The organism is Kluyvera cryocrescens NBRC 102467 (genome assembly GCF_001571285.1).
Taxonomy (GTDB): domain Bacteria; phylum Pseudomonadota; class Gammaproteobacteria; order Enterobacterales; family Enterobacteriaceae; genus Kluyvera; species Kluyvera cryocrescens.
This window is the reverse complement of record NZ_BCTM01000020.1, coordinates 59,213-84,678: the sequence shown is the minus strand read 5'-3', so window position 1 is coordinate 84,678 and position 25,466 is coordinate 59,213. Positions and strand designations below refer to the sequence as shown.

General features: G+C 54.2%; 21 protein-coding genes and 1 pseudogene. 8 read left to right on the top strand and 14 right to left on the bottom strand.

Annotated elements, in window-relative coordinates; translation table 11 throughout:
• Window positions 1–81 precede the first annotated feature (81 nt).
• A complete protein-coding gene (locus KCR01S_RS15400) occupies window positions 82–438 on the top strand; it encodes an acid shock protein (protein ID WP_061283622.1) in 357 nt (118 codons plus the stop codon).
• A 53-nt stretch (window positions 439–491) separates the two neighbouring features.
• On the opposite strand, the gene KCR01S_RS15395 is transcribed toward KCR01S_RS15400, so the two are convergent.
• Window positions 492–2,453 carry a peptidase U32 family protein gene (locus KCR01S_RS15395; RefSeq protein ID WP_061283620.1) on the bottom strand — a complete coding sequence of 654 codons (1,962 nt, stop codon included), beginning with the start codon at window positions 2,451–2,453 and terminating at the stop codon, window positions 492–494.
• 197 nt (window positions 2,454–2,650) lie between these two features.
• Window positions 2,651–3,226 (bottom strand): helix-turn-helix domain-containing protein, encoded by a 576-nt coding sequence (locus tag KCR01S_RS15390; RefSeq protein WP_061283619.1) that lies wholly within the window; start codon window positions 3,224–3,226, stop codon window positions 2,651–2,653.
• Between the two features lie 134 nt (window positions 3,227–3,360).
• On the opposite strand from KCR01S_RS15390, the pseudogene KCR01S_RS15385 reads away from it, so the two are divergent.
• Window positions 3,361–4,530, top strand: a pseudogene (locus KCR01S_RS15385) (benzoate/H(+) symporter BenE family transporter); the annotation flags it as partial.
• On the opposite strand, the gene KCR01S_RS15380 reads toward KCR01S_RS15385, so the two are convergent.
• Window positions 4,507–5,382 carry a helix-turn-helix domain-containing protein gene (locus tag KCR01S_RS15380; RefSeq protein WP_061283614.1) on the bottom strand — a complete coding sequence of 292 codons (876 nt, stop codon included), beginning with the start codon at window positions 5,380–5,382 and terminating at the stop codon, window positions 4,507–4,509. The pseudogene KCR01S_RS15385 and the gene KCR01S_RS15380 sit on opposite strands and share 24 nt — an antisense overlap.
• 185 nt (window positions 5,383–5,567) lie before the next feature.
• Here KCR01S_RS15380 and KCR01S_RS15375 point away from each other — a divergent pair, with 185 nt between their 5' ends.
• Window positions 5,568–6,467, top strand: coding sequence for a DMT family transporter (locus KCR01S_RS15375; RefSeq protein ID WP_061283612.1), 900 nt, complete (start codon window positions 5,568–5,570; stop codon window positions 6,465–6,467).
• 112 nt (window positions 6,468–6,579) lie between these two features.
• Here the strand turns inward: KCR01S_RS15375 and KCR01S_RS15370 are convergent, their stop codons facing one another.
• The 4 genes from KCR01S_RS15370 to KCR01S_RS15355 all read right to left on the bottom strand — a co-directional run bounded on the left by KCR01S_RS15370 (window position 6,580) and on the right by KCR01S_RS15355 (window position 9,640).
• Window positions 6,580–7,248: a DUF3313 domain-containing protein gene (locus tag KCR01S_RS15370; RefSeq protein ID WP_061283610.1), complete on the bottom strand. Its 669-nt coding sequence runs from the start codon at window positions 7,246–7,248 to the stop codon at window positions 6,580–6,582.
• A 147-nt stretch (window positions 7,249–7,395) separates the two neighbouring features.
• The gene (gene tehB / locus KCR01S_RS15365; RefSeq protein ID WP_061283608.1) at window positions 7,396–7,992 is read right to left on the bottom strand and encodes a tellurite resistance methyltransferase TehB; all 597 of its coding nucleotides are present in this window, start codon (window positions 7,990–7,992) and stop codon (window positions 7,396–7,398) included.
• Window positions 7,992–8,993, bottom strand: coding sequence for a dicarboxylate transporter/tellurite-resistance protein TehA (gene tehA, locus KCR01S_RS15360; RefSeq protein ID WP_061283606.1), 1,002 nt, complete (start codon window positions 8,991–8,993; stop codon window positions 7,992–7,994). Before tehA ends, tehB begins: the two co-directional genes overlap by 1 nt.
• A 59-nt stretch (window positions 8,994–9,052) precedes the next feature.
• Window positions 9,053–9,640 (bottom strand): LysE family translocator, encoded by a 588-nt coding sequence (locus KCR01S_RS15355; protein WP_061283678.1) that lies wholly within the window; start codon window positions 9,638–9,640, stop codon window positions 9,053–9,055.
• 150 nt (window positions 9,641–9,790) lie between these two features.
• On the opposite strand from KCR01S_RS15355, the gene ydcK reads away from it, so the two are divergent.
• Window positions 9,791–10,771 (top strand): YdcK family protein, encoded by a 981-nt coding sequence (gene ydcK, locus KCR01S_RS15350; protein ID WP_061283604.1) that lies wholly within the window; start codon window positions 9,791–9,793, stop codon window positions 10,769–10,771.
• Here the strand turns inward: ydcK and rimL are convergent.
• From rimL to hglS, 4 genes are all read right to left on the bottom strand, one after another.
• Window positions 10,766–11,317, bottom strand: coding sequence for a 50S ribosomal protein L7/L12-serine acetyltransferase (rimL, locus tag KCR01S_RS15345; RefSeq protein ID WP_061283602.1), 552 nt, complete (start codon window positions 11,315–11,317; stop codon window positions 10,766–10,768). The two genes, ydcK and rimL, sit on opposite strands and share 6 nt — an antisense overlap.
• Before the next feature lie 65 nt (window positions 11,318–11,382).
• Complete coding sequence (locus KCR01S_RS15340) at window positions 11,383–13,038, bottom strand: glucan biosynthesis protein D (protein ID WP_061283600.1); 1,656 nt, start codon at window positions 13,036–13,038, stop codon at window positions 11,383–11,385.
• A gap of 113 nt (window positions 13,039–13,151) precedes the next feature.
• Window positions 13,152–14,660, bottom strand: a complete 1,509-nt coding sequence (locus tag KCR01S_RS15335) for a carboxylesterase/lipase family protein (protein ID WP_061283598.1) — start codon at window positions 14,658–14,660, stop codon at window positions 13,152–13,154.
• A gap of 42 nt (window positions 14,661–14,702) precedes the next feature.
• A complete protein-coding gene (gene hglS / locus KCR01S_RS15330) occupies window positions 14,703–16,046 on the bottom strand; it encodes a 2-oxoadipate dioxygenase/decarboxylase HglS (protein ID WP_061283596.1) in 1,344 nt (447 codons plus the stop codon).
• Between the two features lie 227 nt (window positions 16,047–16,273).
• Here hglS and pcaH point away from each other — a divergent pair, with 227 nt between their 5' ends.
• The 3 genes from pcaH (at window position 16,274) to KCR01S_RS15315 (ending at window position 18,729) form a co-directional block, all read left to right on the top strand.
• Window positions 16,274–17,014 carry a protocatechuate 3,4-dioxygenase subunit beta gene (gene pcaH / locus KCR01S_RS15325; RefSeq protein ID WP_052282494.1) on the top strand — a complete coding sequence of 247 codons (741 nt, stop codon included), beginning with the start codon at window positions 16,274–16,276 and terminating at the stop codon, window positions 17,012–17,014.
• Complete coding sequence (pcaG, locus tag KCR01S_RS15320) at window positions 17,011–17,631, top strand: protocatechuate 3,4-dioxygenase subunit alpha (RefSeq protein WP_061283594.1); 621 nt, start codon at window positions 17,011–17,013, stop codon at window positions 17,629–17,631. Before pcaH ends, pcaG begins: the two co-directional genes overlap by 4 nt.
• A gap of 174 nt (window positions 17,632–17,805) precedes the next feature.
• Window positions 17,806–18,729 (top strand): LysR substrate-binding domain-containing protein, encoded by a 924-nt coding sequence (locus KCR01S_RS15315; RefSeq protein ID WP_061283592.1) that lies wholly within the window; start codon window positions 17,806–17,808, stop codon window positions 18,727–18,729.
• Window positions 18,730–18,765: 36 nt separating this feature from the next.
• On the opposite strand, the gene KCR01S_RS15310 is transcribed toward KCR01S_RS15315, so the two are convergent.
• The gene (locus KCR01S_RS15310; protein WP_061283589.1) at window positions 18,766–19,659 is read right to left on the bottom strand and encodes a hypothetical protein; all 894 of its coding nucleotides are present in this window, start codon (window positions 19,657–19,659) and stop codon (window positions 18,766–18,768) included.
• A gap of 426 nt (window positions 19,660–20,085) precedes the next feature.
• Here KCR01S_RS15310 and KCR01S_RS15305 point away from each other — a divergent pair, with 426 nt between their 5' ends.
• On the top strand, window positions 20,086–22,461 hold the full coding sequence (locus KCR01S_RS15305) for a glucose/quinate/shikimate family membrane-bound PQQ-dependent dehydrogenase (RefSeq protein ID WP_061283584.1): 2,376 nt from the start codon (window positions 20,086–20,088) through the stop codon (window positions 22,459–22,461).
• Window positions 22,462–22,504: 43 nt separating this feature from the next.
• Here KCR01S_RS15305 and KCR01S_RS15300 read toward each other — a convergent pair whose 3' ends face one another.
• Window positions 22,505–24,193 carry a methyl-accepting chemotaxis protein gene (locus KCR01S_RS15300; RefSeq protein WP_061283582.1) on the bottom strand — a complete coding sequence of 563 codons (1,689 nt, stop codon included), beginning with the start codon at window positions 24,191–24,193 and terminating at the stop codon, window positions 22,505–22,507.
• Window positions 24,194–24,330: 137 nt separating this feature from the next.
• The gene (locus KCR01S_RS15295; RefSeq protein ID WP_061283580.1) at window positions 24,331–25,449 is read right to left on the bottom strand and encodes an S-(hydroxymethyl)glutathione dehydrogenase/class III alcohol dehydrogenase; all 1,119 of its coding nucleotides are present in this window, start codon (window positions 25,447–25,449) and stop codon (window positions 24,331–24,333) included.
• Window positions 25,450–25,466 lie beyond the last annotated feature (17 nt).

Below are 25,466 nucleotides of genomic sequence, written 5' to 3'. Positions count from 1 at the left end.
GAATCCACCGGGCCTTCACAATTACTCCATGATTTGAGCGCCAACTAAGCTCATCCGCGAAAGCACAGTATGGAGTACGTCATGAAAAAAGTCATTGCCCTATCCGCCATTCTGGCAATGGGTCTGTGTTCAACTGCCTTTGCCGCCGACCATCAGGAGCCAGCGAAAAAGCCACCGGTTGAACAGCAGCATAACGGCCAACCGCCGCACGATAATAAGGGGCAGCACCACGATGGCAAAAGCCAACCGCCGCGTGACGAAAAAGGTCAGCATCACGACGGTAAAGGCCAGCCACCGCGTGACGAAAAAGGTCAGCATCACGATGGTAAAGGCCAGCCACCGCATGACAACAAAGGCCAGCAGCACGATGGCAAAGGTCAGCCGCCAAAACATGACGGTGATAACAAACTGCCGCCGCCAAACGGCCAGCATAACTAAGTGAAAAAGGCCGGGGAGTGTCACCACTTTCCGGCCTTTTTATCTCTTGCCGTTTATCCCCGGCGCTTTGGCAGCGTCCGCAGTAAATCATCCGGGCTGACCGATGCCACCACGCTGCCCGGCAGCGGCATCTTCAGAATGTGGTTTTTCATCTTACCAATCACATGCATTTCGCAGGGGCGGCAGTCAAATTTCAACGTCAGCACTTCATCGCCATTGATTAACTGCATCGGCGTCGCTTTCCAGCTCTTGATTGAGCCTTTGGCCTGCTTAGGACAAAGATTGAACGCAAAGCGCAGGCAATGTTTGGTGATCATCACCGGCACATCGCCTTTCTCTTCATGCGCCTCATAGGCCGCATCAATCAACTGCACGCCATAGCGATGATAAAATTCCCGCGCTTTATGATTGTAGACGTTGGCCAGGAAGCTCAAATGGCTATCCGGATACACCGGTGGCGGATTTGAAACGGCTTTACGTTGCCCGCGGGTATAGGCCGCCAGCCGCGCCTGGTCGAGCATTTCCACCGCTTCACGGCGCAGCTGGTTGAGCAAACTGTTGGGCACAAACAGCGCCTCGGGCAACATCACGTCCACGTCACGCGCGTAGTATATGGTTTGCCCAAGCTTGCTCACGCCATCCTGCAGCTGCTGCAACGCTTTTTCGCTGTTGTTGGCGGCCGTAAATTCACCGTCGAGGGTATGAGTGACGCAAATCCCCTCTTCACTGGTCAGCGTCAGAATCAATTGTTCACGCCAGCCGGAAAGCGTGATATCGACGGCGACACGCCGTTCGCTGGAAGTCTTCAACAGCGCCTGCTGCCAGTTATGATCGAGGTTACGGTTGAGGACCTGATTCGGGCGAACTTTGTAGAGATCGGCAGGCATTTCATTCGGTTTTACCCGATAGCGGTTTTCACCGATTTTTTCCACAGTATTGGCCCGGAAGCCGACAACTTCACGCTTAATCAACACATTCAGGCCATCACCGTTTGCCAGCGGCTCAGTGACTTCAACTTCCAACGTATCTTTATTGACCTTCAGCACTTCGCCGACCGGCAGGCCGACAAATTTCGGCGAATCGAACGCGCCGATGTTCATTTGCCGTTCATTAACGAAATAATCGGTGCTGCCACGATGGAAGGTTTTATCGGTCGATGGCACGAAGAAGTGTTCCGTTCGACCCGCTGAAGAACGGGTAAATCCACCGCGCGCCTCAATCAGCGAATCCAGCATTTGGCGATAGTGCGCCGTAATGTTCTTCACGTAGCTCATGTCTTTGTAGCGCCCTTCAATCTTGAAAGAGCGAACGCCGGCGTCGATCAGCGCACCGAGGTTGGCGGTCTGATCGTTATCTTTCATCGACAACAGGTGTTTTTCAAACGCCACTACGCGGCCCTGATCGTCTTTGAGCGTATACGGCAAACGGCAGGCCTGTGAGCAATCCCCCCGGTTAGCGCTGCGCCCGGTCTGGGCATGAGAGATATTGCACTGCCCGGAATAAGCCACGCACAGCGCGCCGTGGATGAAAAATTCGATGGTGGCATCCGTGGCATCATGGATGGCTTTTATCTGCGACAGGTTCAGCTCGCGCGCCAGTACAATCTGGCTAAAACCGACGTCGGAGAGGAATTTGGCTTTTTCTACGCTACGAATATCGCATTGGGTGCTGGCGTGCAGTTCGATAGGCGGGATATCAAGCTGCAAAATCCCCATGTCCTGCACAATCAGTGCATCAACGCCGGTTTCATACAGGCGCGTAATCATCTGCTGCGCCGGTTCCAGCTCATCATCATGCAAAATCGTATTCAGGGTAATGAAGATTTTTGCGCCATAGCGATGGGCAAACGGCACCAGGTCGGCAATATCCTGCAGGCTATTGCTGGCATTATGCCGCGCGCCAAATCCCGGACCACCGATATAAACGGCGTCAGCGCCATGGAGAATGGCTTCACGGGCAATCGCCGTATCGCGGGCGGGGCTAAGAAGTTCAAGATGAGCGTTCTGCGGGTACATACAGTCGGGATTATCCAGTAGGTTCACAAAATATGTGCCTATTGTAGCCAGAAGCCACAACAGACGAAATCATTTACCCCAAAGCACACCACGAATAGATGATTTTCAACAACCTATTGCCAGAATCGGCATTTCCACCCGCCGCCACGCTACGATACAGTCAATCGCGTATTCCGGACTTCCTCGTAACGGCCACGTTATGGTTCATTGTCGTGATTTGCCGCGGGCTTGCCTGCGGCTTTTTCTTTGGGGTAATGGATAATAGAGTGAAAGTGCGTAGTCTGCTCGCCGCTATTGCGGTAAGCGTGAGCCAGATCGCCTGCAAATCGTAACCCGGCACCGGCACAAAGCAGCCGCCACTCTCCTTCGACGAACATATCCAGCGTTCCGCTGATCACCACCACGTGCTCAATCACCCCTTTTTCGTGCGGCGTCGATTCGCTGACCGCGCCAGGTGCCAGGGTAATCGAGAAGTGATCAAAGCAGAGCTCAGGATCCCAGGGAAATACTGGCGTCACCACCATGGCCTGCTGCTGAGGGTCGAAAGCCTGCTCTCCGCTGGGTTCCGCCGGGGTAATAAACACCGAAAATGGCACATTCAGCCCGGTGGCGATTTTCCACAGCGTCGCGACGGTAGGGCTGGATTCGTGACGTTCAATTTGCCCTAGCATCGCCTTCGATACGCCGGTCTCGTCCGCCAGTTTTGACAAGCTCCAGCCGCGCTGTTGACGCAATGTTTTCAGCGTTGCAGCAAGATGTTGCGCAATATTCATTCCACCTCCGTTTCATGGCCCGTAGCCAGTATACCCCACTCACCGCAGCACATTTTAGCAAATCAACCACCTCACTTGTGCGCTATAGCGCACAATGCTACAGTGAGTGGATGTTATAACGCACAAGAGACACCGCCATGCGATTTGCCCCCGTTCCTTTTCCGACTCTGCTCGCCGGTTTCGTTGCCGTCCTCGTGGGCTATGCCAGTTCCGCCGCTATTATCTGGCAGGCCGCCGCTGCGGCTGGCGCCACGGCGGGGCAAATTTCCGGCTGGATGACGGCGCTGGGCCTGGCGATGGGTGTCAGTACGCTGGCACTGACGCTGTGGCGCAAAGTCCCAATTCTCACCGCCTGGTCCACGCCCGGCGCGGCCCTACTGGTCGGGAGTTTACAGGGGGCGACGCTCAATGATGCGGTGGGGATTTTTATCTTTGCCAATGCGCTGATTGTACTGTGTGGTTTAACCGGCTGGTTCGCCAGGCTGATGAAGCTGATCCCCCATTCGCTGGCCGCCGCCATGCTGGCCGGTATTTTACTGCGTTTTGGCCTTCAGGCATTCGCTACGCTACAGGGGCATCTGCTGCTGTGTGGCAGCATGCTGGTGGCCTGGCTGTTGTTTAAAGCATTGGCTCCTCGCTATGCGGTCGTTGCGGCACTGGCGATGGGTATTCTTGTGGCGACGGCAAAAGGTGACGTTGTCACAAATGCGTTGAGCATGGCCGTTGTCGTGCCGCAGTTTATTGCGCCTCATTTTGCCATCACCCAACTGTTGAGTATCGGTATTCCGTTCTTTCTGGTAACCATGGCGTCGCAAAACGCCCCCGGTCTCGCCACGCTTCAGGCTTCAGGTTACCGCGTGCCGATATCGCCACTGATTGTTATCAGCGGCGCATTTGGCCTGCTTTTAGCCCCCTTCGGCGTCTACTCTGTCTGTATCGCCGCCATCACCGCCGCGATTTGCCAAAGCCCGGACGCGCATCAGGATCCGCAAAAGCGCTGGCAGGCAGCGGCCGCTGCGGGTGTGTTCTATCTGATTGCGGGGATTTTCGGCGGTTCTATCACTGCACTCATGGCGGCACTGCCTGGCGTATGGATCCAGATGCTGGCTGGATTAGCGCTGCTGGGCACGCTCGGTGGCAGCCTGTTCCAGTCGTTGAAAAACGAGCACGAGCGCGATGCGGCGCTGGTGACGTTTCTGGTCACCGCCAGCGGTATCACGCTGGCTGGCATTGGTTCCGCATTCTGGGGCTTAGTGATTGGCGGGATAAGCTTTGCGCTGTTATCCCGCAAGCGCGGTGCGTAGCTGGGAAGGTGTGCTGCCGGTTGCCGCCTTGAAGCGATTGCTAAAGTGGCTGGCCGAGCTAAAACCACAGTTCAGCGCGATTTCGGTGAGCGGCAGCGTGGTGTAACGAACCTGCTGTTGCGCTTTATCCATTCGCCGCTGCATGACGTATTGATGCGGCGCCAGCCCTGCCGATTGGCGGAACATCCGCGCAAAGTGGTATTCACTCAGATTCGCCTGTGCCGCTAGATCCGCCAGCGTCAGCGGCGTGGAGAGATGGGCATCAATATACTCCAGCGTATTACGCAGCACGCCCGGCGACAGGCCTCCGGTGACCGTCGGCAATCGCCATTTGACGTTGGCATAATTCTGCAGCAAATGCGTCAGCAGCAGCGTACTGGCGCTGCTGAGCGTCAGTTGGTTTGCCGCCTGCTGCCAGTCATAGCTCAGCAAAAACTGGCGATACAGTAAGGTGATTTTGGCATCATCGCCAAAAATTTGTTCGTCGAGATTAAGCGAGGCCGGACTGCGATCCCATACCTGTTCACCCACCTTACGCAGGTGTTCTTCGGTGCAGTAAAGATGCACAAACGACAAATCACCGCGGATATCCCACGTTGATTCGCTATCCTGCGGCATCAGACAAAAACGATCCGGCCCGCCGCCGTTTTTCCAGCCGTGGGGCGTTTTCTGATAGCTTTCATACCCATCGGCGACGTACAGGCTGAGGGTGTGATGGTCGCTCTGCACCGTCAGGTTGTCGCATTTATTGTACCAGGCCGCAAGTTGGATCCCGGAATTGAGCGCGACAGTTTCCCTCAGAACGGCATTCTGACTTTGTAATCTTTCAAACGTCGCGTAGGTGTGGGTCATTAACATATCAGCCACAAATATCAATGGCTCCAGTCTAGAGCCTGTGCGGCCGGGATTCCAGCACTCTGCGCGTCACGTCTGATAAAAAACCGCAAGAATATGCAAGTCGCTCGCAACCATCTGCAAGCGCCAGCCATCTGCTCGCGTCAGACTGGATGACTAATCGTTATGGGATGTGAGGACTTATGAACGCACTGCTTTATGCGCTGGTGGTGGTTATCTGGGGAACAACCTGGATTGCTATCTTTTTACAACAGGGCCCGGTACCAGAGGCGGTATCGATTTTCTGGCGCTTTGCGATTGCCAGCGTCACCATGTTGACGATTTTGCTATGCCTGCGACGCCTGCGCCCAATGACCTTGCGCGACCATCTGTTCTGCGTGCTGCAGGGCTGCTGTGTGTTCGGCTTTAACTTCCTTTGTTTTTACACCGCCGCCAAATGGATTAACACTGGGCTGGAATCGGTGATCTTCTCGATGGCAGTGCTGTTTAACGCGATTAACAGTTTCCTGTTTTATCGCCAGACGCCGCCCAAGCGTTTTTATCTCGCCGCTTTTTTGGGACTTGCGGGAATCATTATTCTGTTCTGGCAGGATTTACGCGCCGTTGGCATGAGTAGCACCCTACTGGCAGGCATTTTACTGAGTGCATTGGGTACCTACGGTTTTTCGCTCGGCAATATGCTGAGCATGCGCCATCAGCGCCGTGGGCTGGAGACCTTGACCACCAACACCTGGGCGATGCTGTACGGCACCGCGATTATCGGCGTCATCGCCATGCTGCGTGGCGATAGCTTCGCGATTCAGTGGACGGTGAGCTACGTGGGTGCGCTTTTGTATCTCGCTATTTTTGGTTCAGTTATTGCGTTTGGGGTTTACTTCACCCTGGTTGGGCGAATCGGCGCCAGCAACGCCGCCTACAGCACCCTGCTGTTCCCGTTGGTCGCCCTGACGCTGTCGACGATGTACGAGGGATATCAGTGGCACGCAAATGCCATCATTGGCCTGGTATTAATTTTGCTGGGTAATCTGGTGATGTTTGCTAAACCGCAGATCTGGCGAATGCCGTTTGCCAGCCGAGCATAATGGTTTACCGTTATTGTTTTTTGCCCCGTCGTCAAAAAAGACCGGCGCAGAGTAGTGGGTAAATTAAAAAGGCGGCAAAATATGCCGCCTTTTTTTATGGAATATCGTTGTGTTATTTTTGTGTCGGGTCGAATTTAACGGCATCGACGGCCATATCATCAATAACCTGTTTCAACGTATCCAGCGTCAACTGCGTATTTGAGTTGGAGAGATTCTTGCCTTCACCTTTACGCACAACCTTAATAACCGGTTTGTTGGTCGTTGCATCAATCACCTCACCTTCAAAATAAAGGTTGGTGTCCATGGTGCGGTGGCCGGTGGCCGCTTCGGTACCCGCAACAACCATCGCAATTGGAATCACCTCATAGAACTGCAAGCCTTCTTTGCTGGAGTCTACCGCGGTTATCGCACCACGGAAGATCAGGCTGTGTGGACCCGCTTTGGTGACCAAAGGTTTACGTTCACTAAGCGCTTTTTTTAATTCGGTATTGGTGTAGGCCAGAATGTCCGCTAACGCTTTTTGTCCCACCTGGGTTGTGGGTTTCGGGACCGGGTAATAGGTTACCGGATTGTAGACGACGCTGTCGTAGTTAGACGATTTGAAATCCGGAGAGATCCAGCGCAGTTCCGTTTTTCCTGATGCCGTTGTTGCTTCTTTAAGACCGGAATAATCTTTTAAAAACCCTGAGTATTGTTCAGGTGCCGTCGTTTTTGAGGCGCAGCCAGCCAAGGCTAACATACCGACGAGGGCGGCCACTTTGAAAAACGCTTGAGTACGCATGAGAAGAATCCCTGATAAATGCAAAAATGCCTGTAAGTTATAGCAAATAAATCAGGTGTGAGTTGTGGCAAAAATGGAGATTGCTCGCAATATTATTAAATTATCATTCAGTATATAACGGGCTTTCGCCCGTTATATAAATACAGATTATGAATTCTTGCGCGCCAGCATCGTGGCAAACCGTAATTTAATGCGATTACCGTTTTCATCGGTGCGATGTAATTCGCCAACGTCTTCGTTGTATTTCAGCAAATCCCACCCTTCATAATATTTTTTCAGCTCGCCGGCTTTGAACGCAAAGGGGAAGCCGACGGTGCAAGGGAAATCATCGGTATCCATGGCCGCGACGATCAGGTTGTAACCACCGGGCTTGGTGCAGCGCTGCATATTGGCAATCAGGCCCGGAATGGTTTTAGCCTCGAGGAACATCATCACCACGGTCGAAAGAATAAAGTCGTACTCCCCTTCAAAACGCAACGTGTTGAGATCCTGAATTGACGCCTGCAGATTTTCCAGCCCTTCAGCATCGCGAATCGACAGCAGATTCTGAATGCTCATCGGGTTCTTATCCCATGCCGTTACATCGTAGCCGTTGGCCGCGAGGTACAGACTGTTACGGCCATTGCCGCAGCCCAGATCGAGCGTTTTCCCCGGTTTTACAATAGTTGCCGCGTGCACAACGTCGGAATGGGTGCGGGTCATACCGTATTTATCGGTGAAGTAGTTTTCGTCACGAGTGGTCATTATTCATCCTTCGGTTTCATCAGCGTTGAGGGGGCAACGCGGGTCAAAAGTTTGCCTTGCAGCAGCATCATCAGCGTTCTGAGAAGCAGCAGGCCAATCACGAAATTGGTAAAAATAAACAGCGGCAGCGCAAGATGATGGAAAAAGCCGGAGCCGCTAGCGTGGCCGAGGTGCAGCCCCGTAGACGCCAGCGCGGAGATGCCGAACGAGAAACTCCAGAACGAAGCATTAAACGCCTGACGGAGATACCAGGGCATTAACCGCAGCATAAACAGCAGTTGTAACAGCCCATAGCCAAAGAGCATTTTGGCAAAAACATCTGCATGACCACCGTTCACGCTAAGCCAGGCATTACAAGCAACCAGCGCGGGGGCAAGCTGAATGCCCAGCGAAGTCCGTAGCGGCACTGACAGCGTGCCGCCGCTGCGCAAACGTTGCACAATAGCAGGCTCAAGCGTTAACCAGGAGATCACACCGGCGCCCAGAAAAACCAACCCAGCATCGTTAAAACCCAGCGCGCCGCAGGTCATCGCACTAATAAAGTTGTTTGCCACCGTCGGCAGATACAACCCCGGCGTAGTGGCTTCGGCAGGATGTTCCCCACGCCATAACCCGGCAGTTTGCCATGCGGCGTAGCAAAGCTGTAGCGCCACGCCCACGCAAAATAACGCCAGCGCCAGGGTTCTTGACCACGGCACAACGCCAATCGAAACCAGCATGGTGGTTGCTGGGAACAAACTGACAAAGCTGCTGGCAATCGGATGATTCATCTCCTGCCAGACGCTATAAGGAAAACGCACCGCACGGGTTAAAAAAGCGAGGGTGAGCAGCGACCACATCACAATGGCCAGTATCACCAGGCCATCGCCAATCCCATGACTCACCGGCAAAATCGTGCTGGCGTAACGCCAGGCAAAGCCCATACCGATGGTACCCAGAACCATGCCAAAATAGCCCGCCGGTAGATTCAGAACCTGGGCCTCATCGTTTTTATTACGCATTTAGTTTATTAATTCAAATATTGTTTAAGTTGCATTTTAAATGATTCTTTATGCCGACGCTAGCGCGAAAAAGAGGTAAGGATAAGCTTACACCCAAGGATCCCGAGGATAGTCGCCGAGATCCTGTCCACCGCCCCTTTAATTCGCAGATAGACCCGACGCGGCCTTTCCGCCGACAGCAAAAACGCCACCAGCGAATACCAGCCGGCATCAATCACAAAGCTCAGTACCGGTACAATATAGTAGAACGCCGTCGGAATATGGCTTGGCAGCAGCGCGGTGAAAATTGAGGCGAAAACAATGGCCGTTTTAGGGTTGCTCAACTGGGTGAGAAGCCCGTTGCGAAAAGCGTTCCACAGCGACATGTCGGCCTTCTCGCGGCCAAGAGCAATCGCCATAGGCTGACGAGCGCCGCGAAAAATTTTGATGCCCATCCAGATAAGATAGGCGCCGCCCGCCACCTTCAGCCCGATGAACAACTCCGGCACCGCATTGAGCACCTTTTGCAGTCCCAGCATCGCCATAATGGAAAAAATCGCGGCGCCCGCTCCAGTGCCCAGCGCCGTCATCAAACCGTGCACCCGCGACTGCACCACGGCGGTCCGTGCCACGTAAATAAAGCTTGGGCCCGGGCTCATGACGCCCATGATGAGCACCGCCGCTATCGCAATGAGACTCGAAATCACCCTGTTTACTCCTGCATTTTATTGATGTCAGAATCACATGTTATACAGCAGAAACGCGTCCCAGGTTCAGGTTTTGCTACAGTTAAAAGGTTCATCTTTGCGGGGCTCATCATGAATAAATTCCGTCTCAGTGACGATACGCGCAGCGTACAAATTGGAGGACCCGGCGCAAAAGAGAGCCTCGTGGTCCGCCAGATTATTGCCCTGCGTGATTTTGCTGATGTCACCGCGGGTACACGCGGTGGCTGGCTCGATGACGAACAGGCGCTTAGCCAAGACGGCGAATGCTGGATTTATGACGAAAATAGCCTTGTCTACGCCGGTGCGCGAGTGGAGGACAACGCCAGGATCACCGGTGTAAGTGAAATCAGCCACCATGCTTTGATTAGCGGCAACGCCTGGGTGGATTGCAGTCAGATCGGCCACCATGCGCTTCTAAGCGGCCACGTCGCGGTACAACATTCCCAGGTTCACGGAGCCTGTCATCTGTACGGTCATGCGCGGATTAGCGAACGCTGCCAGATTGTCGGTGCCAAAGGGTTAACCGCCGAACAGGATCGCGAACTGCAAATCTACGATAGCGCGCGACTGAGCCACTGTCGGGTGGTTCATCAGGCGCAAATTTACGGCCACGCCTGGCTTAATTATGCGTTTGTAGAACACCGCGCGGAAGTTTATGACCACGCGCGTCTGGAAGGTAACGAAGAGAATAATATTTGGGTGTGCGACTGCGCGAAAGTGTATGGCAGTGCACATATTATTGCCGGATACGGCGAAGACGAGATCCCAACGCTGCGCTACAGCGCACAGGTGGCAGAGAACGCCGTTATTGAAGGCAACTGCATCCTGAAACATCATGTGTTGGTTGGCGGCAATGCGCGTCTACGCGGTGGCCCTATCCTGCTCGATGACCATGTGCTGGTACAGGGCGATGCTCAGGTGATTGGCGATGTGCTGATCGAGTATCACATTGATTTAGACGACAGCGTGGTGGTCGAGGCGCTGCCCGGAGAAGCCATTCATCTACGCGGACGAAAATCGTTCAGCGGCGCGCAGCGCATTATCCGCACGCCGTTGTTTGGCGCACTATGACGGGGAATTATCGATGATCCGCGCGTAGATATTTTGGTCGTGGAACCGGTCGTTGAGAAATTCCGCCTGGCGTAAACACCCTTCAAGGCTAAAACCGTTACGCAGCGCAACCTGATTGCTGCGCAGGTTATCGACCCGGCATTTGATCACAAAGCGACGAATCTCGCCGCGTTCAACGTAATAGTCGATAAAGGCCTGTAGCGACGCCGAAAGGATCCCCTGACCCTGCGCCTGTTCATCCAGCCAGTAGCCGATATAGCCTGTCTTATTGGACGGTTCTATCTGATTAAACGACATCACACCGACCATTTTTTCATCGCGAAAAATCAGAAACATTTTGGCGATGCCGCGCTGGTGCAACATCATATTGCCCTGCACGTTCTGGCGGGTATCCTGCTCGCTTTTTACATACTGCGGCCAGTTCAGCGTCTGCTGCAGCCAGTCTCGATTATCCAGCACCAGTTGATGCAACTCGCGGATATGACTTTCATTGACAGCCTGGAGCGAAAGCGTGTCGCTAACGGTAATGGTTTCTACGGGAGTCATGTTCAGGAGGTTCCGTTATGAAGAAAAAGCCCGGTGTCGCGCTGCGGAGCCGGGCGATAACAACATTACTTCATGATGCGGTCGTCAACGTATTGGCGTTTTTCCGGGGCCGGCGGGAAGTATTGATACAACCACGTTTCGCTGATGGCATCACCCTGACAGCGCAGGAACAGACGCATATCCACCGGCTCGGTTGAGTCGGAAGTCGGATACCAGTCAAACAGGATACGGTAACCGTCGAACGGCTCGACGTAGAGGATCTCAATCTGCTTCGCTTCACCGCTGGAGAGCGTGATAACCGGCTCGATGCCCTTCGGTGCGGCCGCTTTCAGGTCGCCGCCAACGAAGTCGATGGCAAAGCGGCGGGACCATTTCTCCGGATAGTGTTCACCCGGAGCCCAGCCTTCCGGGAAACTGCCCATTCCGGTACGGGTCGCCAGCACGCGAGCCAGCGGGGAACGGATCGGCGGCATGGCGCTCCAGTACAGGCGATAGCTGAAGTCCATAGTATCGCCGGCTTTCATCGGTTTTTCCGGCTGCCAGAAGCAAACGATGTTATCCAGCGTCTCACCGGTGGTTGGGATTTCCATCAGGCTGACGGCCCCTTTCCCCCAATGATTGCGCGGCTCAACCCACAGGCTTGGACGTTTGTTATACCAGCCCATCACGTCCTGATAGTGGGTGAAATCGCGGTCCAGCTGAAGCAGACCAAAGCCTTTCGGGTTTTTATCCTGGTAGGCGTTGAACTGCAATTTTTGCGGGTTATTCAGCGGACGACAGATCCACTCACCGTTACCCAGCCACATCGCCAGACGATCGGAGTCATGGATTTGCGGGTGAATAGTGTCGCAGACGCGGCGTTCGTTGTTACCGCAGCTGAACATACTGGTCATCGGCGCGATACCTAACTGCTTGATATCTTTACGTGCATAAATGTGGTTCTCCACATCCATGATCACCTGCGCTTGTTCGCAGTGCACCACGAACTTGTAGGCACCAGTGACGCTTGCGCTGTCGAGCAGTGCATACACCGTAAAGGTGGTTGCCCCCGGCTTCGCCGTTTCAAACCAGAACGAGGTAAAGTCCGGGAACTCTTCCAGGCTGTCGGTATAGGTATCAATGGCTAAACCACGTGCGGACAGGCCGTACTGATAGGTGCTGTCCACCGCGCGGAAATAGCTGGCGCCGAGGAAGGAGACGATATCGCGTCGCGCCAACTCCGGCGCTTTAAAGACGCGGAAACCGGCAAATCCCAGATCGGTCTGACCTTCCAGCTGTTTGGTGTCGACACCGGCATCGTTGTACTGGAACAGCTCAGGGCGGAAGTGAATTTCACGCGCCTGCTGGTTGGCCGGGTCGAGTGAGAACATGCGTACGCGGCGGCGGAAGCCCATGCCCACGTGGAAGAACTGCACGTCGAGCTGGCGCTCTTTGACATTGTTCCACAGCGACTGGGAGGCATCGTACTGAATGCTGTTATAGGCCTGCGGCGTTAGGTTTGCCAGCGTATCCGGCAGCGCACGCGGCGCGCCGCTCCACGGCTGACGCGACAGATCGTGCGCCATGGATTGCAGGACGTTGAAATCAAAACGACGCGTCTGGCCGTCGGCGATATCGGACTCCTGAGCCAGTGCGGCCTGGGAGAAAAGCGATGCAAAACCGGAAGTACCGCACACGGCGGCAACAGCCATTGAAGATTTGAGAAAGTGTCTGCGATTCATGCCTGGCAAAGCGTCCTTTTAAAGTCGGAATGCTGCAAAATAAAAACGGCGTCAGAACCGCCCACTCTAGACAAAATTGACTGATAATCCAATTGCTCAGCGAACAAAATCTGCTAGTCCAGATTCACATGGTGTTTCATCACCCGCTTAAACAGCGCCATTCGCGCGCGCATGAAACGGTTCTCAACCCGAAATCCCGCCTGTTTATTGAGCCCCATACGCAATAAGCGATCCCGGCCGCGAACCGCAGCGGGCCATCGCACCGGCCCGGCTAATACCGTATGACTGGCGCTAGCGTCACGGGCAAAGTTCACCCAGTAATCCGCCACGCTGGCAGCAAAGGCCAGATCGTTCTCGGTGGCATACGCCGATGACGGCGTTATCTGCCCGAGGGTATCGAAAACATAGGGGACTTCGTTACCGTGCCAGGCGCCGTGGAGATAGGTCTGGTGTTCGGCTTCGGCAACATAATCAAACCAATAGCGCCAGCACGGTTGGTTAATGCGCTGCTGCGCTTGCATCACCACATAGCCAAGCGTGGTAAACGCCATATCCCGGCAAACCTGCCTGCCCAATTCTTCATCCCCCTTCACGCCGGGATAGAGCAATTTAATGAGCCCGAGCCCCAACCGCCTCTCCCGACGCAGCTTTTTGATCTGCCCGGCAAGGTCGATGCCAAATACCGGCATCACGCTGGCTTCATCGCTGTTCGAGCCGACAAGCACCGGCATGGCGTGCTGTTTCCCGGCAAAGAAAACGTCAAGCATCGGTTGCGGTAATACCGCATCGCCAACGATAGGAACCGGACCGATATTATAAGGAGGCTCAAGTGACCAGAAGACGTCAGCGGGCAGTTCGCGCAGACGCTCGGCAGTGGCATTGGGAAGATGCAGATGTTCGGCCAGTCGCTGGCCTCGGGCTAGCGCCGTTTCCCGCGGCAGATCGGGTAAGGTATAGCTGCTTTGGATAATCGCTTTGTGAAACAGCCCACGCGCTTTTGGGGAGGCCATGAGCGACATAACGCTGCGGGCACCGGCAGATTCACCGAATAAAGTGACGTTGTCACGGTCACCACCAAAGGCCGCAATGTTTTCTTGCACCCAGTTGAGCGCGGCAATCTGGTCCAGTAAGCCGAAATTGTACAGACGATCGCCGTCTTCTCCTTCCAGCGCGGGATGCGCAAAAAAACCCAAATGCCCCAGTCGATAGTTGATTGTCACCACTACCGCACCGCGTTGAGCCAGCGCTTTACCGTCGTAGGGCGGCAGGCCCCCCGCACCGATCGCATAACCGCCGCCGTGCAGCCAAACCATTACCGGCAGAGGGGCTGAACGTTCGGCGGGTGACCAGACGTTGTGATAAAGGCAATCCTCCGAGAAACGGCCCGGATCGCCGCCCCCCAACGCCACACAATATTCACTACTTTGCCAGCTTGAAGCGGAGAAACAGTCGGCCTGGCGCACCCCTGTCCACGCCGCGACCGGCTGCGGGGCTCGCCAGCGCAATGAGCCTATAGGGGCGGCAGCATATGGTATACCTCGCCACAGATGCACATCCCCTTCAACCACTCCAGACAACGTTCCCTGCCGCGTTTCCACGCGAATTGATGCATTACTCTGCATGTCTTGTTCCTTTTGACTTTCAATCCATGCAGAGTACCCGTTTTAAAGCAGACCGCAACGGCGTTTGCTGCGCAGTTCGGCCTCCTCATAGAGGCTAAACTCATTCAACACCTCACGTCCCAGCGCCTGCTCAAAGGCGTTGCGGCTGGCGTTACCGTGGCTGCGGGTTTGAACATCACCTCCGAGATTGGACTGAAAAATCCCTGCCGCGCTGACCGGCAAAAAGTCTTCGTAGGTAATAGGCTGGGCCACAACCCAGCCGCGCTCAATGAACGGTTGTGGATCATCACCGGGACGGATAGCCTGCCGGTGCGCATCGCCGGTTGGCGTGAGACGGTAGCGGAACCATGCCAGGCCCTGCTGCCGCAATAAGAATTCGCTATCCGGGAACGCTTTAAACACCGCCTGAAGATGCTCCTGGTGGCTCAGATTGTCTTTGCCCACCCCCGCCTCGGCCAGCAGCTTGTCGTACAACGCCCGTCCCTTTGGCGTAAGCGCTACGCCGCGCTGCTCGATTTCCCCAAATCGTGCGGTATGGGTGCCGCTAAGTTCACCGGCGAACTCTACCGGCTCTTCCAGCGCTTTAAAGCTGGTCTGACGCAGTAACAGCGGTACGGCGCGGCGCGGAGGGCCTTCGATCACGGCTTTCGGCTCAATACCGTATTCCGCCATCAGCGACTGCACCCGGTCAATATCGAGGGTTCGCGGGGTAAGATGATTAATATGACAGCCGGGAAAACACACCACATCGGCAATCAATCGATGCTGCTGGTTCAGCGCCTGGTAGGTCTCTTTATCCACGGTTGCATGGCGATGCCAGCGGAAGGTTTCCAGCGCTTCCCGGACAAATTCATGCGCCTGAGGAGCCGTCAATCCCCCCTGTTCATCGTGAATATCCATCAGCGCACGGCAGCGCGGCGTAAAGATATCGCGCTTTGCCAGGATTTGCGCGGCCTTGCGCCGCAGTGCCGGATCATCAATCAGTTCCAGACGCAGCAAAGAGGTGAAAATGCGAAATGGATTACGCTGCAGCGCGGCATCTTCAACGGGGCGAAAAGCGGTGGAATGCACCGGAACCCCGGCCACCGACAGGTCGTAATAGCCCACGGGCTGCATTCCCATAATGGCGAAAATGCGGCATAGCGTCGCCAGCTCTTCCGCGGTGCCTACGCGAATCGCGCCATGTCGTTCAACATTCAGGCGCGCCAGTTCATCCGCGTTAGCTAACTGCTCATGTAAGCGCGTGTTATTTTCCAGCACGGCCAGATTTACGTCAGCCACTAATGCCAGCAAAGTGCCATATTGTGGGACTTCTTGCTGGTACATTGCCGACATTGCTTGTGAAAACTCTTCCCGAATATCATCTGCCGAAAGGGTGTGCGCCATGATGTCATGTCTCCTGTGACCATAATTGCAGTGTAGGAAAACCCATGGCGCTATGCGGTAAGAATTTACAAAGTGTGATCCCGGCTACTGAGTTGATTTAGTAGGTGAATTTCCGCGCATACATAACCCTGGGTTATTTAAAATACACCTTAAATTCACTTTAAATTAACAATGCATTTACACACACTGTCTGTGGCAATAATAAAATACCCTACACGGAGCCACCTATGAGCACGAAATGGTCACCGCAAGAAGTGATACACCGGGATTATAATAATCACCCACCCGCTTACGCGCCGGGCTATAAAACAAGCGTTCTGCGTTCCCCGCGTAACGCGCTTATCTCATTGCAAAACTCACTGTCTGAAATCACCGGTCCGGTCTTTTCCCAGCAGGATCTTGGCCCGCTGGATAACGATCTGATCCTAAACTACGCCAAAGAAGGACTGCCCATTGGCGAGCGTATTATCGTCCACGGCTACGTGCGCGATGGCTTCGGTCGTCCGGTGAAAAACACGCTGGTTGAAGTCTGGCAGGCAAACGCCGGCGGCCGTTATCGCCATAAAAAAGACCAATATCTGGCGCCCATCGATCCAAACTTTGGCGGCTGTGGCCGCGTGATGACCGATGAAAATGGTTATTACTTTTTCCGCACCATTAAGCCTGGCCCATACCCGTGGCGTAACCAGGCCAGCGACTGGCGTCCGTCACATATCCACTTTTCCATTTTTGGCGAGGCCTTTGCGCAACGTCTGATTACGCAGATGTATTTTGAAGGCGATCCGCTGATTAAGCAGTGCCCTATCGTAAAAGCCATTAATAATGATGATGCGATTCGGACGCTGATTGCTGAACTGGACACCCACGCAGCAATACCGCTGGACTGCCTGGCATACCGCTTCGATTTAGTCCTGCGCGGCCACCGCGCCACGTTATTTGAAAACCGCACTCAGGGGGCCGCACGATGAAAGATTATTTGCCAGAAACGGCGTCACAAACCGCCGGCCCATACGTACACATTGGCCTGGCTCCGGATGCGGCAGGTTTCCACATTTTCGAGAAAAATTTTGGCCCCACGCTGACCAATAGCCACACGCCGGGCGAACGCATTGCCATCGAAGGCCGCGTCTTTGATGGTTCCGGCACGCCGGTACGCGATGTGCTGATTGAAATCTGGCAGGCTAACGCCCACGGTCGCTACAACCACATCGCCGATCAACAGCAGGAAAAGGCGCTGGATGAAGATTTCCGCGGCTGGGGGCGCGCTTGTTCCAACTTTGATAGCGGTGTCTGGCGTTTTGATACCATCAAACCTGGCCCGGTAGCTGGCCGCGATGGCCGCATGATGGCCCCGCACGTGAATCTGTGGATTGTGGCGCGCGGGATAAATATCGGGCTAAACACGCGTATGTATTTCTCCGATGAACAGGACGCCAACGCCAAAGATCCGGTGTTGAATATCATCGAATGGGAAGTCCGTCGCCAGACGCTGATCGGCCGCAAAGAGATCCGCGGCAGCGAAACGGTCTACTGCTTTGATATCTACCTGCAAGGTGACAAAGAGACCGTCTTTTTTGACGTCTAATGGTTTACCCCGTATCGCAACGCGCCAATGGACATCGCGATACGGGTCCCTTCCTGGAAGCAACAAAACGCTTGTCTGTTAAACCGCACAAATGTTAATAATAATTTGCTAGCAAGTTATCAAATTTAAACAACTTCACTTGTCACTGATACCACTCTGTTTTTAACATCGCTTATGGAAAAAAATGCTCTCTTTAGTCAGCGCATTCGTCTGCGCCATCTGCACACATTCGTAGCCGTCGCTCAGCAAGGAACTTTAGGGCGAGCGGCTGAAACCCTTAATTTAAGCCAGCCGGCGCTCTCCAAGACGCTCAATGAACTGGAACAACTGACCGGCTCTCGCCTGTTCGAGCGCGGCCGGATGGGCGCACAGTTAACCCTCACTGGCGAGCAGTTTTTAACCCACGCGGTCAAGGTACTTGATGCCCTTAATAACGCCGGGCAGGCGCTCGTTCGTAAAGAAGGTGTTAATAATGATGTAGTGCGCATCGGTGCATTACCGACAGCCGCCCTCGGGGTTTTACCCGCAGTAATCGGACCGTTCCATCAGCAGCAAAAAGAGGTGACCTTACAGGTCGCGACCATGAATAACACCATGCTGCTGGCGGCGCTAAAGTCCGGAGATATCGATCTGGGTATTGGCCGCATGTCCGATCCTGAACTGATGACCGGGCTAAATTATGAGCTGTTGTTCCTTGAATCTCTGAAGCTGGTGGTTCGTCCCGATCATCCCCTACTGCAGGAAAATATCACCCTCAGCCGAGTGCTGGAATGGCCGGTGGTGGTGTCGCCAAAAGGAACGGTTCCCCGGCAAAACGCCGAAACCTTGCTGCAAAGTCAGGGCTGTAAAATGCCGGCCGGTTGTATCGAAACCCTGTCAGCGTCGCTCTCTCGCCAACTGACCGTTGACTATAACTACATCTGGTTCGTCCCGTCCGGGGCGGTAAAGGATGATTTACGACGCGGCCTTCTCACTGCACTGCCGATTGGCACTCAGGGCCAGGGTGAACCCATTGGTATTCTGACCCGTGTCGACACGCCGCTCTCAGCCGGGGCCCAAATCCTGCTCAGCGCGGTACGTAAGTCTATGCCTGCCTAGCCACGACGCCCGCGGAAACGCGGGCTGTGCCAAAGCTTACTTTTCGACTATTTCCCAGGCGCATTTTGGAAACGCGCAGACCGCGCTTGCCGGTGAAAGATTAATGACCCGCGTATCGTTATCCATACAAAACGATTGAGCCGCCATAAAAGCGTTAATAATCGGGTTGAAGTCTCTTTCCAGCCGCGTGGATAACGTATCATCCTGGCATTCATAGAATCTTGGCGCGGTAAAATGGTTCATATCTAAGCCGGCAATATAAATATTCTTATAGCCTAATGCACAGGCAATTTGTAAGGCTGGATAGACTACCGTGCCATAATCAAAGATAAACCGATTTATATCATCAGAAAATCCCATACCATTACGCCAATAAAAATGCGGATCGTCCGGCGTTACCGGATACGTTGCCCCCAAAAATTGATGTACGGTAGAGTTGGTTACCGTCTCAATGATTTTAAACTGACAACGAATGTCCTGCCATGGAATCAGTGAACAGATAACCTCAAGGCATTTGCAGGGACAAAAAAGCACAAGCTCTTTACGGAACACGATTTTCTTAACTAAATCAATACGATTGAGGATAAAACTTCTGTCTATGATGGTATACCATGCGAAGGGGATACCCGGCATCGCGCTCGCACCATTGACGCCCATATAGTCAAAGCGGTGGTCAAAAAAATCACGCGCTATGTGATTCACGGAAGGGCCAGACGCCAAAATTAACAGCGGCTTCGCTCTTTCTGTACGCTGGACATCCACATTATTCAGTTTTTCTTTCTTAAAAAAAACATTTTGAATAGTGCCAGAGGGTTTTCTTTCAACTTTAAAATAGGGCCAAAGATTTTTATTGTGTCTATATTTTTCGGAATGTGTCAATCGATAGGTCGTTTTATATACCCATCGCGAAATAATATCAATCCCTGCCATATATAATTTCCATGAATATTTATTAAGCCGTATTTTCGCTGCGGATTAATAATATCTGACAGATACTTTTTCTACACAATTAATGCGAATAATCGAATTCAATACTGGACAAAATAGCGGATTGACACATCGGTCGTACCCATAAAATTGCCTGGCGTTTCCCAAAAGCGAGCAAAACGTTCCCATCACCTCGCGGCAACCAATAAACAATTAATGCGAAATTATTTCTTAACAATTGCGCAATGCATTTTAACAGATCTATCATAGCCATAAGTTAACCAAATGGTTCACATATAGTTTCGCAAATGAACTAAAAACCTTCGTTTTGCGACTAAAAACAGTTTCGTTCGTAATAAAAATAGGACAAGACAGTTCCGCATGGTTCATGTCACGTCTCTCTGATCTGGCCTTTGCAAGGAGAACAGTATGGCAACTGGCAACGTGCCGCGAGGATTCCCACGAATCCTGCAGTGGCTTCTTATCGCGCTGATGATGATCATCGGCCTGGCTATTGGGATTCTCGGGGCAAAACTTGCCGCCGTGGGCGGTAGCTGGTTCTTTGCCCTGATGGGGCTGGTTATGGTGGTTAGCGCCATCCTTATCGCTCGCCAGCGGCGCGGCGGGATCGTGCTGTATAGTCTGGCGTTTATCGTCGCGATTATCTGGTCAATTCAGGATGCCGGTTGGGGGTACTGGCCGCTGTTCTCTCGCCTGTTTGCCTTTGGCGTCCTGGCGATGTTGAGCGCGTTGGTATGGCCATTTATGTCCAGCAGCACTACCGTGCGTAAAGGCCCGGCATTTGGTCTGGCGGCCATTTTTGCCGTGGTACTGCTGGCAAGCCTTGGCTGGATGTTCAAGCCACAGACGCTGGTCTCTGCCACCGAAGCCGTACCGGTGAAGCCCGTCGCCGCGGGCGAAGAGCAAAAAAACTGGGAACACTGGGGAAATACCACCCACGGTGACCGTTTCGCCGCGCTGGATCAAATCAACAAGCAAAACATTGATAAGCTGAAGGTAGCCTGGGTCGCGCACACCGGTGATATTCCCGTTAGCAACGGTTCCGGGGCGGAAGATCAGAATACCCCGCTGCAGGTGGGTGACACCCTCTTCGTCTGTACGCCGTACAGTAAAGTGCTGGCGCTGGATGTCGACAGCGGTAAAGAGAAATGGCGCTACGACTCGAAAGCGACCGCACCAAACTGGCAGCGCTGCCGCGGTCTCGGCTATTTTGAAGATACCCAGGCGCTGAGCGCGCCGACGGCATCCACTCAACCGGCCGCCTGTCCACGCCGTCTGTTCCTGCCAACCACCGATGCCCGACTGATCGCAATCAACGCCGACAACGGCCAGCTATGCGAAGACTTTGGCAACCACGGTGTAGTTGACTTGAGCGTGGGCATGGGGGAAATCAAACCGGGATACTACCAGCAAACGTCTACCCCTCTGGTTGCCGGCAATGTTGTCGTAGTCGGTGGCCGCGTAGCGGATAACTTCTCTACCGGCGAGCCTCCGGGCGTCGTTCGCGCCTATGATGTCCGCAGTGGCAAACTGGCTTGGGCATGGGATCCTGGCAACCCGAATCTGACCGGTCTGCCGCCGGAAGGCCAGACCTACACGCGCGGTACGCCGAACGTGTGGTCCGCTATGTCTTATGATGCCAAGCTGAACCTCGTTTATCTGCCAACCGGTAACGCCACCCCTGACTTCTGGGCCGGTGAACGTACGGCGCTGGATGATAAATACAGCTCCTCAATCGTGGCGGTTGACGCCACCACCGGTAAAGTCCGTTGGCATTATCAGACCACTCACCACGACCTGTGGGATTTCGACCTTCCTTCCCAACCGTTGCTGTACGATTTGCCGAATGGTAAAGGCGGCACCACGCCGGTACTGGTACAAACCAGTAAGCAGGGCATGATCTTTATGCTCAACCGTGAAACCGGTGAGCCGGTCGCCAAAGTGGAAGAGCGTCCGGTTCCAGCGGGTAACGTTGAAGGTGAACGCTACTCACCCACCCAGCCGTATTCGGTAGGGATGCCAATGATTGGCAACGAAACCCTCAAAGAGTCGGACATGTGGGGTGCTACGCCGGTAGATCTGCTGCTGTGCCGTATTCAGTTTAAAGAGATGCGTCATCAGGGGATCTTCACCCCGCCGGGCGTTGACCGCTCTCTCCAGTATCCTGGCTCGCTGGGTGGTATGAACTGGGGCAGCGTGTCCGTTGATCCGAACAACAGCCTGATGTTCGTCAACGATATGCGTCTGGGACTGGCTAACTACATGGTGCCGCGCGCCAACGTGGCTAAAAACGCCAGCGGTATTGAGATGGGTATTGTGCCGATGGATGGGACGCCGTTTGGCGCCATGCGCGAGCGTTTCCTGTCGCCGCTGGGCATTCCGTGCCAGAAACCGCCGTTTGGTACGATGTCGGCGGTAGACCTGAAGTCCGGGAAAATTGTCTGGCAGGTGCCGGTCGGTACCGTTGAAGACACCGGGCCGCTGGGGATCCGCATGCATATGCCGATTCCAATCGGAATGCCAACGCTGGGCGCGTCGCTGTCGACGCAATCAGGGCTGCTGTTCTTCGCGGGGACTCAGGATTTCTATCTGCGCGCGTTTGATACCGCAACCGGGAAAGAGATCTGGAAAGACCGTCTGCCGGTGGGCAGCCAGTCCGGTCCAATGACATATGTTTCACCGAAAACCGGTAAACAGTACATCGTGATTAACGCCGGTGGTGCTCGTCAGTCGCCGGATCGCGGTGACTATATCATTGCCTACGCATTACCGGATTCTCAGTAATCCTTTACCCCGTAACCGTCGTGGTTACGGGGTATTTCCTGCCTTAGAACGTTTCCCAGTTATCCGCACCCGCAACCGCCGGGCGATTTGGCGTAAAGGCCGGCTTCGCAGTCACCTGTTCGGCCACAGCCCGCTCACCTCCCTGAATGCGAAACGCCCCGACGGCCTGAGTCAACCGCGCCGCCTGCTCTTCCAGCGAGGCTGCCGCCGCAGAAGCTTCTTCCACCAACGAGGCGTTTTGCTGGGTGACATTATCCATTTCGGTCACCGCCTGGCTGACCTGTTGAATGCCGCGATTTTGCTCGTCGGACGCTGCGGCAATTTCCAGCATAATATCGGTCACCCGTTTCACCGCATCCACGATATCGGTCATCGTCGAACCGGCGCGAACGACTTCATCGGAGCCGCGTTCAATCAGCGTCACCGATTCGCTAATCAGCCCCTCAATCTCTTTTGCCGCCTGGGCACTACGGCTTGCCAATGTACGCACTTCGCTGGCCACCACCGCAAACCCACGCCCCTGCTCACCGGCGCGCGCCGCTTCGACTGCGGCGTTCAACGCCAGAATATTCGTCTGGAAAGCAATGCTATTGATAACTGAAGTGATTTCAGAGATTTTCTTCGAACTGGTGGAGATACTGCCCATCGTCGACACCACGCCGGAGACCAGTTGTCCACCGCGTGAGGCTTTACCAGACGCATCTTCCGCCAGTTTGCTGGCGTGGTGCGCATTCTCCGCATTCTGTTTCACCGTGGCGGCAAGTTCTTCCATACTCGCGGCGGTCTGTTCAATGGCTGCCGCCTGCTGTTCGGTTCGGGAAGAGAGATCGGTGTTACCCATGGAGATTTCGCTGGTACCCCGATAGATTTCCTCCGCCCCCTGACGTACGGAACCCACGGTTTTTACCAGCGAATGCTGCATTTTTTGCAGGTTTCCATTGAGTTGACCAATCTCGCTACGCCCCACCGGCTCGTCGGCCAGGGTCAGATCGCCGCTGGCGATCTGCGCAATGCGTGTACCGGCCCTTTGCAGCGGTACGATAACCACGCGATGCAGCGTCGTGAAGGTGATAATGGTCATCAGCACTGCCAGCACAAAGGCGCCTATCATAAACATCACGCCCAGCGTGGTACGACTGTGAGCCAGTTCATTGAGCTGGTTAGCGCGTGCGGTGCGGATATCAATAACCTTCAGGCGAACAGCGTTATAGCCGTCATCCAGCGCACGGGCCTGCTCGCTTTCATAGTTGATGATCGCCTCAAACATGCCGTTTTGCGCGTACTTGAGCATCGGCTTCATGCCTTCCAGATAAGCGTTATAGCGCTGGTTCATCTCCGCTTCGAGTGCAACATCCGCCTCGGTTTTGACGCGCCTGTCGGTGTAAAGCTTGAAGCCTTCCTGCGAACGCGTAATTCCCGCCTGTGCCGCCGCCAGATTTTTCTTCATGCTGTCCATTTCGGCGATACGGCTATCGGCCCCGGCATGAATCATCATCAGGCGCGCTTCGCGCAAAAAGTTTGCGCTGTCTGAAAGGCCAACGCGAACCTGAAGTTCCTGAGTCACGTCCCGCTGATCGGCATCGGCCTGCCACATAAAGTAGCCTGCCAGCCCCGAACTTAAGGCAAACAGCAGCAGGATACCGCCCAGTACAGAACCAAAGAACGGAACCAGACGAATGTGATGGAGGAAACCGATCTTTTGCGCACGACTCTGCGCAGACTTTTTATCCATGAGTTGACTCTCTTGTACTTGAGGTAAGTAATAGAGTCATCGGCCATAGCCGCTAATTTCTTATCGGGAAAGGTGTAAAACGCAGGGCGGGTCACAAATAAGAAAACCAGCGGGAAATTTCCCGCGGGTTGTTGGCATTACTTATCGCCGAAATGAATGACGGTACGGATAGATTTGCCTTCGTGCATCAGATCGAACGCTTCGTTAATCTTGTCCAGCGGCAGGCGGTGGGTAATAAACGGATCGAGCTGAATTTTGCCCGACATCGCCTCTTCCACCATGCCTGGCAACTGAGTACGGCCTTTAACGCCACCAAAGGCGGAGCCACGCCATACGCGACCGGTCACCAGCTGGAATGGACGGGTTTTGATTTCCTGACCCGCCCCCGCAACGCCGATGATGATGCTTTCGCCCCAGCCTTTATGGCAGCACTCCAGCGCCGAACGCATCACGTTAACGTTACCGATGCATTCAAAGCTGAAATCAACGCCGCCGTCGGTCAGTTCGACAATCACATCCTGAACCGGCTTATCGTAATCTTTCGGATTAATAAAGTCGGTCGCGCCCATCTCACCGGCCAGCTTGAACTTCTCTGGATTGGTATCGACGGCCAGAATACGCCCGGCTTTAGCTTGCACCGCACCCTGGATTACCGCCAGACCGATGCCGCCAAGACCGAATACCGCAACAGTATCGCCTTCTTTCACTTTTGCCGTGTTATGAACCGCACCGATACCGGTGGTCACGCCACAGCCCAGCAGGCAGACTTTATCCAGCGGTGCCTGCGGGTTCACTTTCGCCAGTGAAATTTCAGCAACCACGGTATATTCACTGAAGGTACTGGTGCCCATGTAGTGGTAAATCGGCTCACCGTTGTAAGAAAAACGGGTGGTGCCATCCGGCATCAATCCTTTACCCTGGGTAGCGCGTACCGCCTGGCAAAGGTTGGTTTTGCCAGATTTACAGAACTTACACTCGCCGCATTCGGCGGTATACAGTGGAATAACGTGGTCACCGGGTTTCAGGCTGGTCACGCCCTCGCCGACTTCCACTACCACGCCGCCGCCTTCATGGCCGAGCACCGCCGGGAACACACCTTCCGGATCATCACCAGACAGCGTGAACGCGTCGGTATGGCAAACGCCGGTATGGGTGATTTTGACCAGCACTTCGCCTTTCTTCGGCGGCGCGACGTCAATTTCAACAATTTTCAGCGGCTGACCTGGGCCAAACGCAACTGCAGCACGTGATTTCATAGCTGTCTCTTCCGTTG

Excerpts from the sequence above, each read along its gene's own strand:
- KCR01S_RS15400 (WP_061283622.1), top strand. The coding sequence starts at position 82 with ATGAAAAAAGTCATTGCCCTATCCGCCATTCTGGCAATGGGTCTGTGT.
- KCR01S_RS15395 (WP_061283620.1), bottom strand. The coding sequence starts at position 2,453 with ATGTACCCGCAGAACGCTCATCTTGAACTTCTTAGCCCCGCCCGCGAT.
- KCR01S_RS15390 (WP_061283619.1), bottom strand. The coding sequence starts at position 3,226 with ATGAATATTGCGCAACATCTTGCTGCAACGCTGAAAACATTGCGTCAA.
- KCR01S_RS15380 (WP_061283614.1), bottom strand. The coding sequence starts at position 5,382 with ATGACCCACACCTACGCGACGTTTGAAAGATTACAAAGTCAGAATGCC.
- KCR01S_RS15375 (WP_061283612.1), top strand. The coding sequence starts at position 5,568 with ATGAACGCACTGCTTTATGCGCTGGTGGTGGTTATCTGGGGAACAACC.
- KCR01S_RS15370 (WP_061283610.1), bottom strand. The coding sequence starts at position 7,248 with ATGCGTACTCAAGCGTTTTTCAAAGTGGCCGCCCTCGTCGGTATGTTA.
- tehB (WP_061283608.1), bottom strand. The coding sequence starts at position 7,992 with ATGACCACTCGTGACGAAAACTACTTCACCGATAAATACGGTATGACC.
- tehA (WP_061283606.1), bottom strand. The coding sequence starts at position 8,993 with ATGCGTAATAAAAACGATGAGGCCCAGGTTCTGAATCTACCGGCGGGC.
- KCR01S_RS15355 (WP_061283678.1), bottom strand. The coding sequence starts at position 9,640 with ATGGGCGTCATGAGCCCGGGCCCAAGCTTTATTTACGTGGCACGGACC.
- ydcK (WP_061283604.1), top strand. The coding sequence starts at position 9,791 with ATGAATAAATTCCGTCTCAGTGACGATACGCGCAGCGTACAAATTGGA.
- rimL (WP_061283602.1), bottom strand. The coding sequence starts at position 11,317 with ATGACTCCCGTAGAAACCATTACCGTTAGCGACACGCTTTCGCTCCAG.
- KCR01S_RS15340 (WP_061283600.1), bottom strand. The coding sequence starts at position 13,038 with ATGAATCGCAGACACTTTCTCAAATCTTCAATGGCTGTTGCCGCCGTG.
- KCR01S_RS15335 (WP_061283598.1), bottom strand. The coding sequence starts at position 14,660 with ATGCAGAGTAATGCATCAATTCGCGTGGAAACGCGGCAGGGAACGTTG.
- hglS (WP_061283596.1), bottom strand. The coding sequence starts at position 16,046 with ATGGCGCACACCCTTTCGGCAGATGATATTCGGGAAGAGTTTTCACAA.
- pcaH (WP_052282494.1), top strand. The coding sequence starts at position 16,274 with ATGAGCACGAAATGGTCACCGCAAGAAGTGATACACCGGGATTATAAT.
- pcaG (WP_061283594.1), top strand. The coding sequence starts at position 17,011 with ATGAAAGATTATTTGCCAGAAACGGCGTCACAAACCGCCGGCCCATAC.
- KCR01S_RS15315 (WP_061283592.1), top strand. The coding sequence starts at position 17,806 with ATGGAAAAAAATGCTCTCTTTAGTCAGCGCATTCGTCTGCGCCATCTG.
- KCR01S_RS15310 (WP_061283589.1), bottom strand. The coding sequence starts at position 19,659 with ATGGCAGGGATTGATATTATTTCGCGATGGGTATATAAAACGACCTAT.
- KCR01S_RS15305 (WP_061283584.1), top strand. The coding sequence starts at position 20,086 with ATGGCAACTGGCAACGTGCCGCGAGGATTCCCACGAATCCTGCAGTGG.
- KCR01S_RS15300 (WP_061283582.1), bottom strand. The coding sequence starts at position 24,193 with ATGGATAAAAAGTCTGCGCAGAGTCGTGCGCAAAAGATCGGTTTCCTC.
- KCR01S_RS15295 (WP_061283580.1), bottom strand. The coding sequence starts at position 25,449 with ATGAAATCACGTGCTGCAGTTGCGTTTGGCCCAGGTCAGCCGCTGAAA.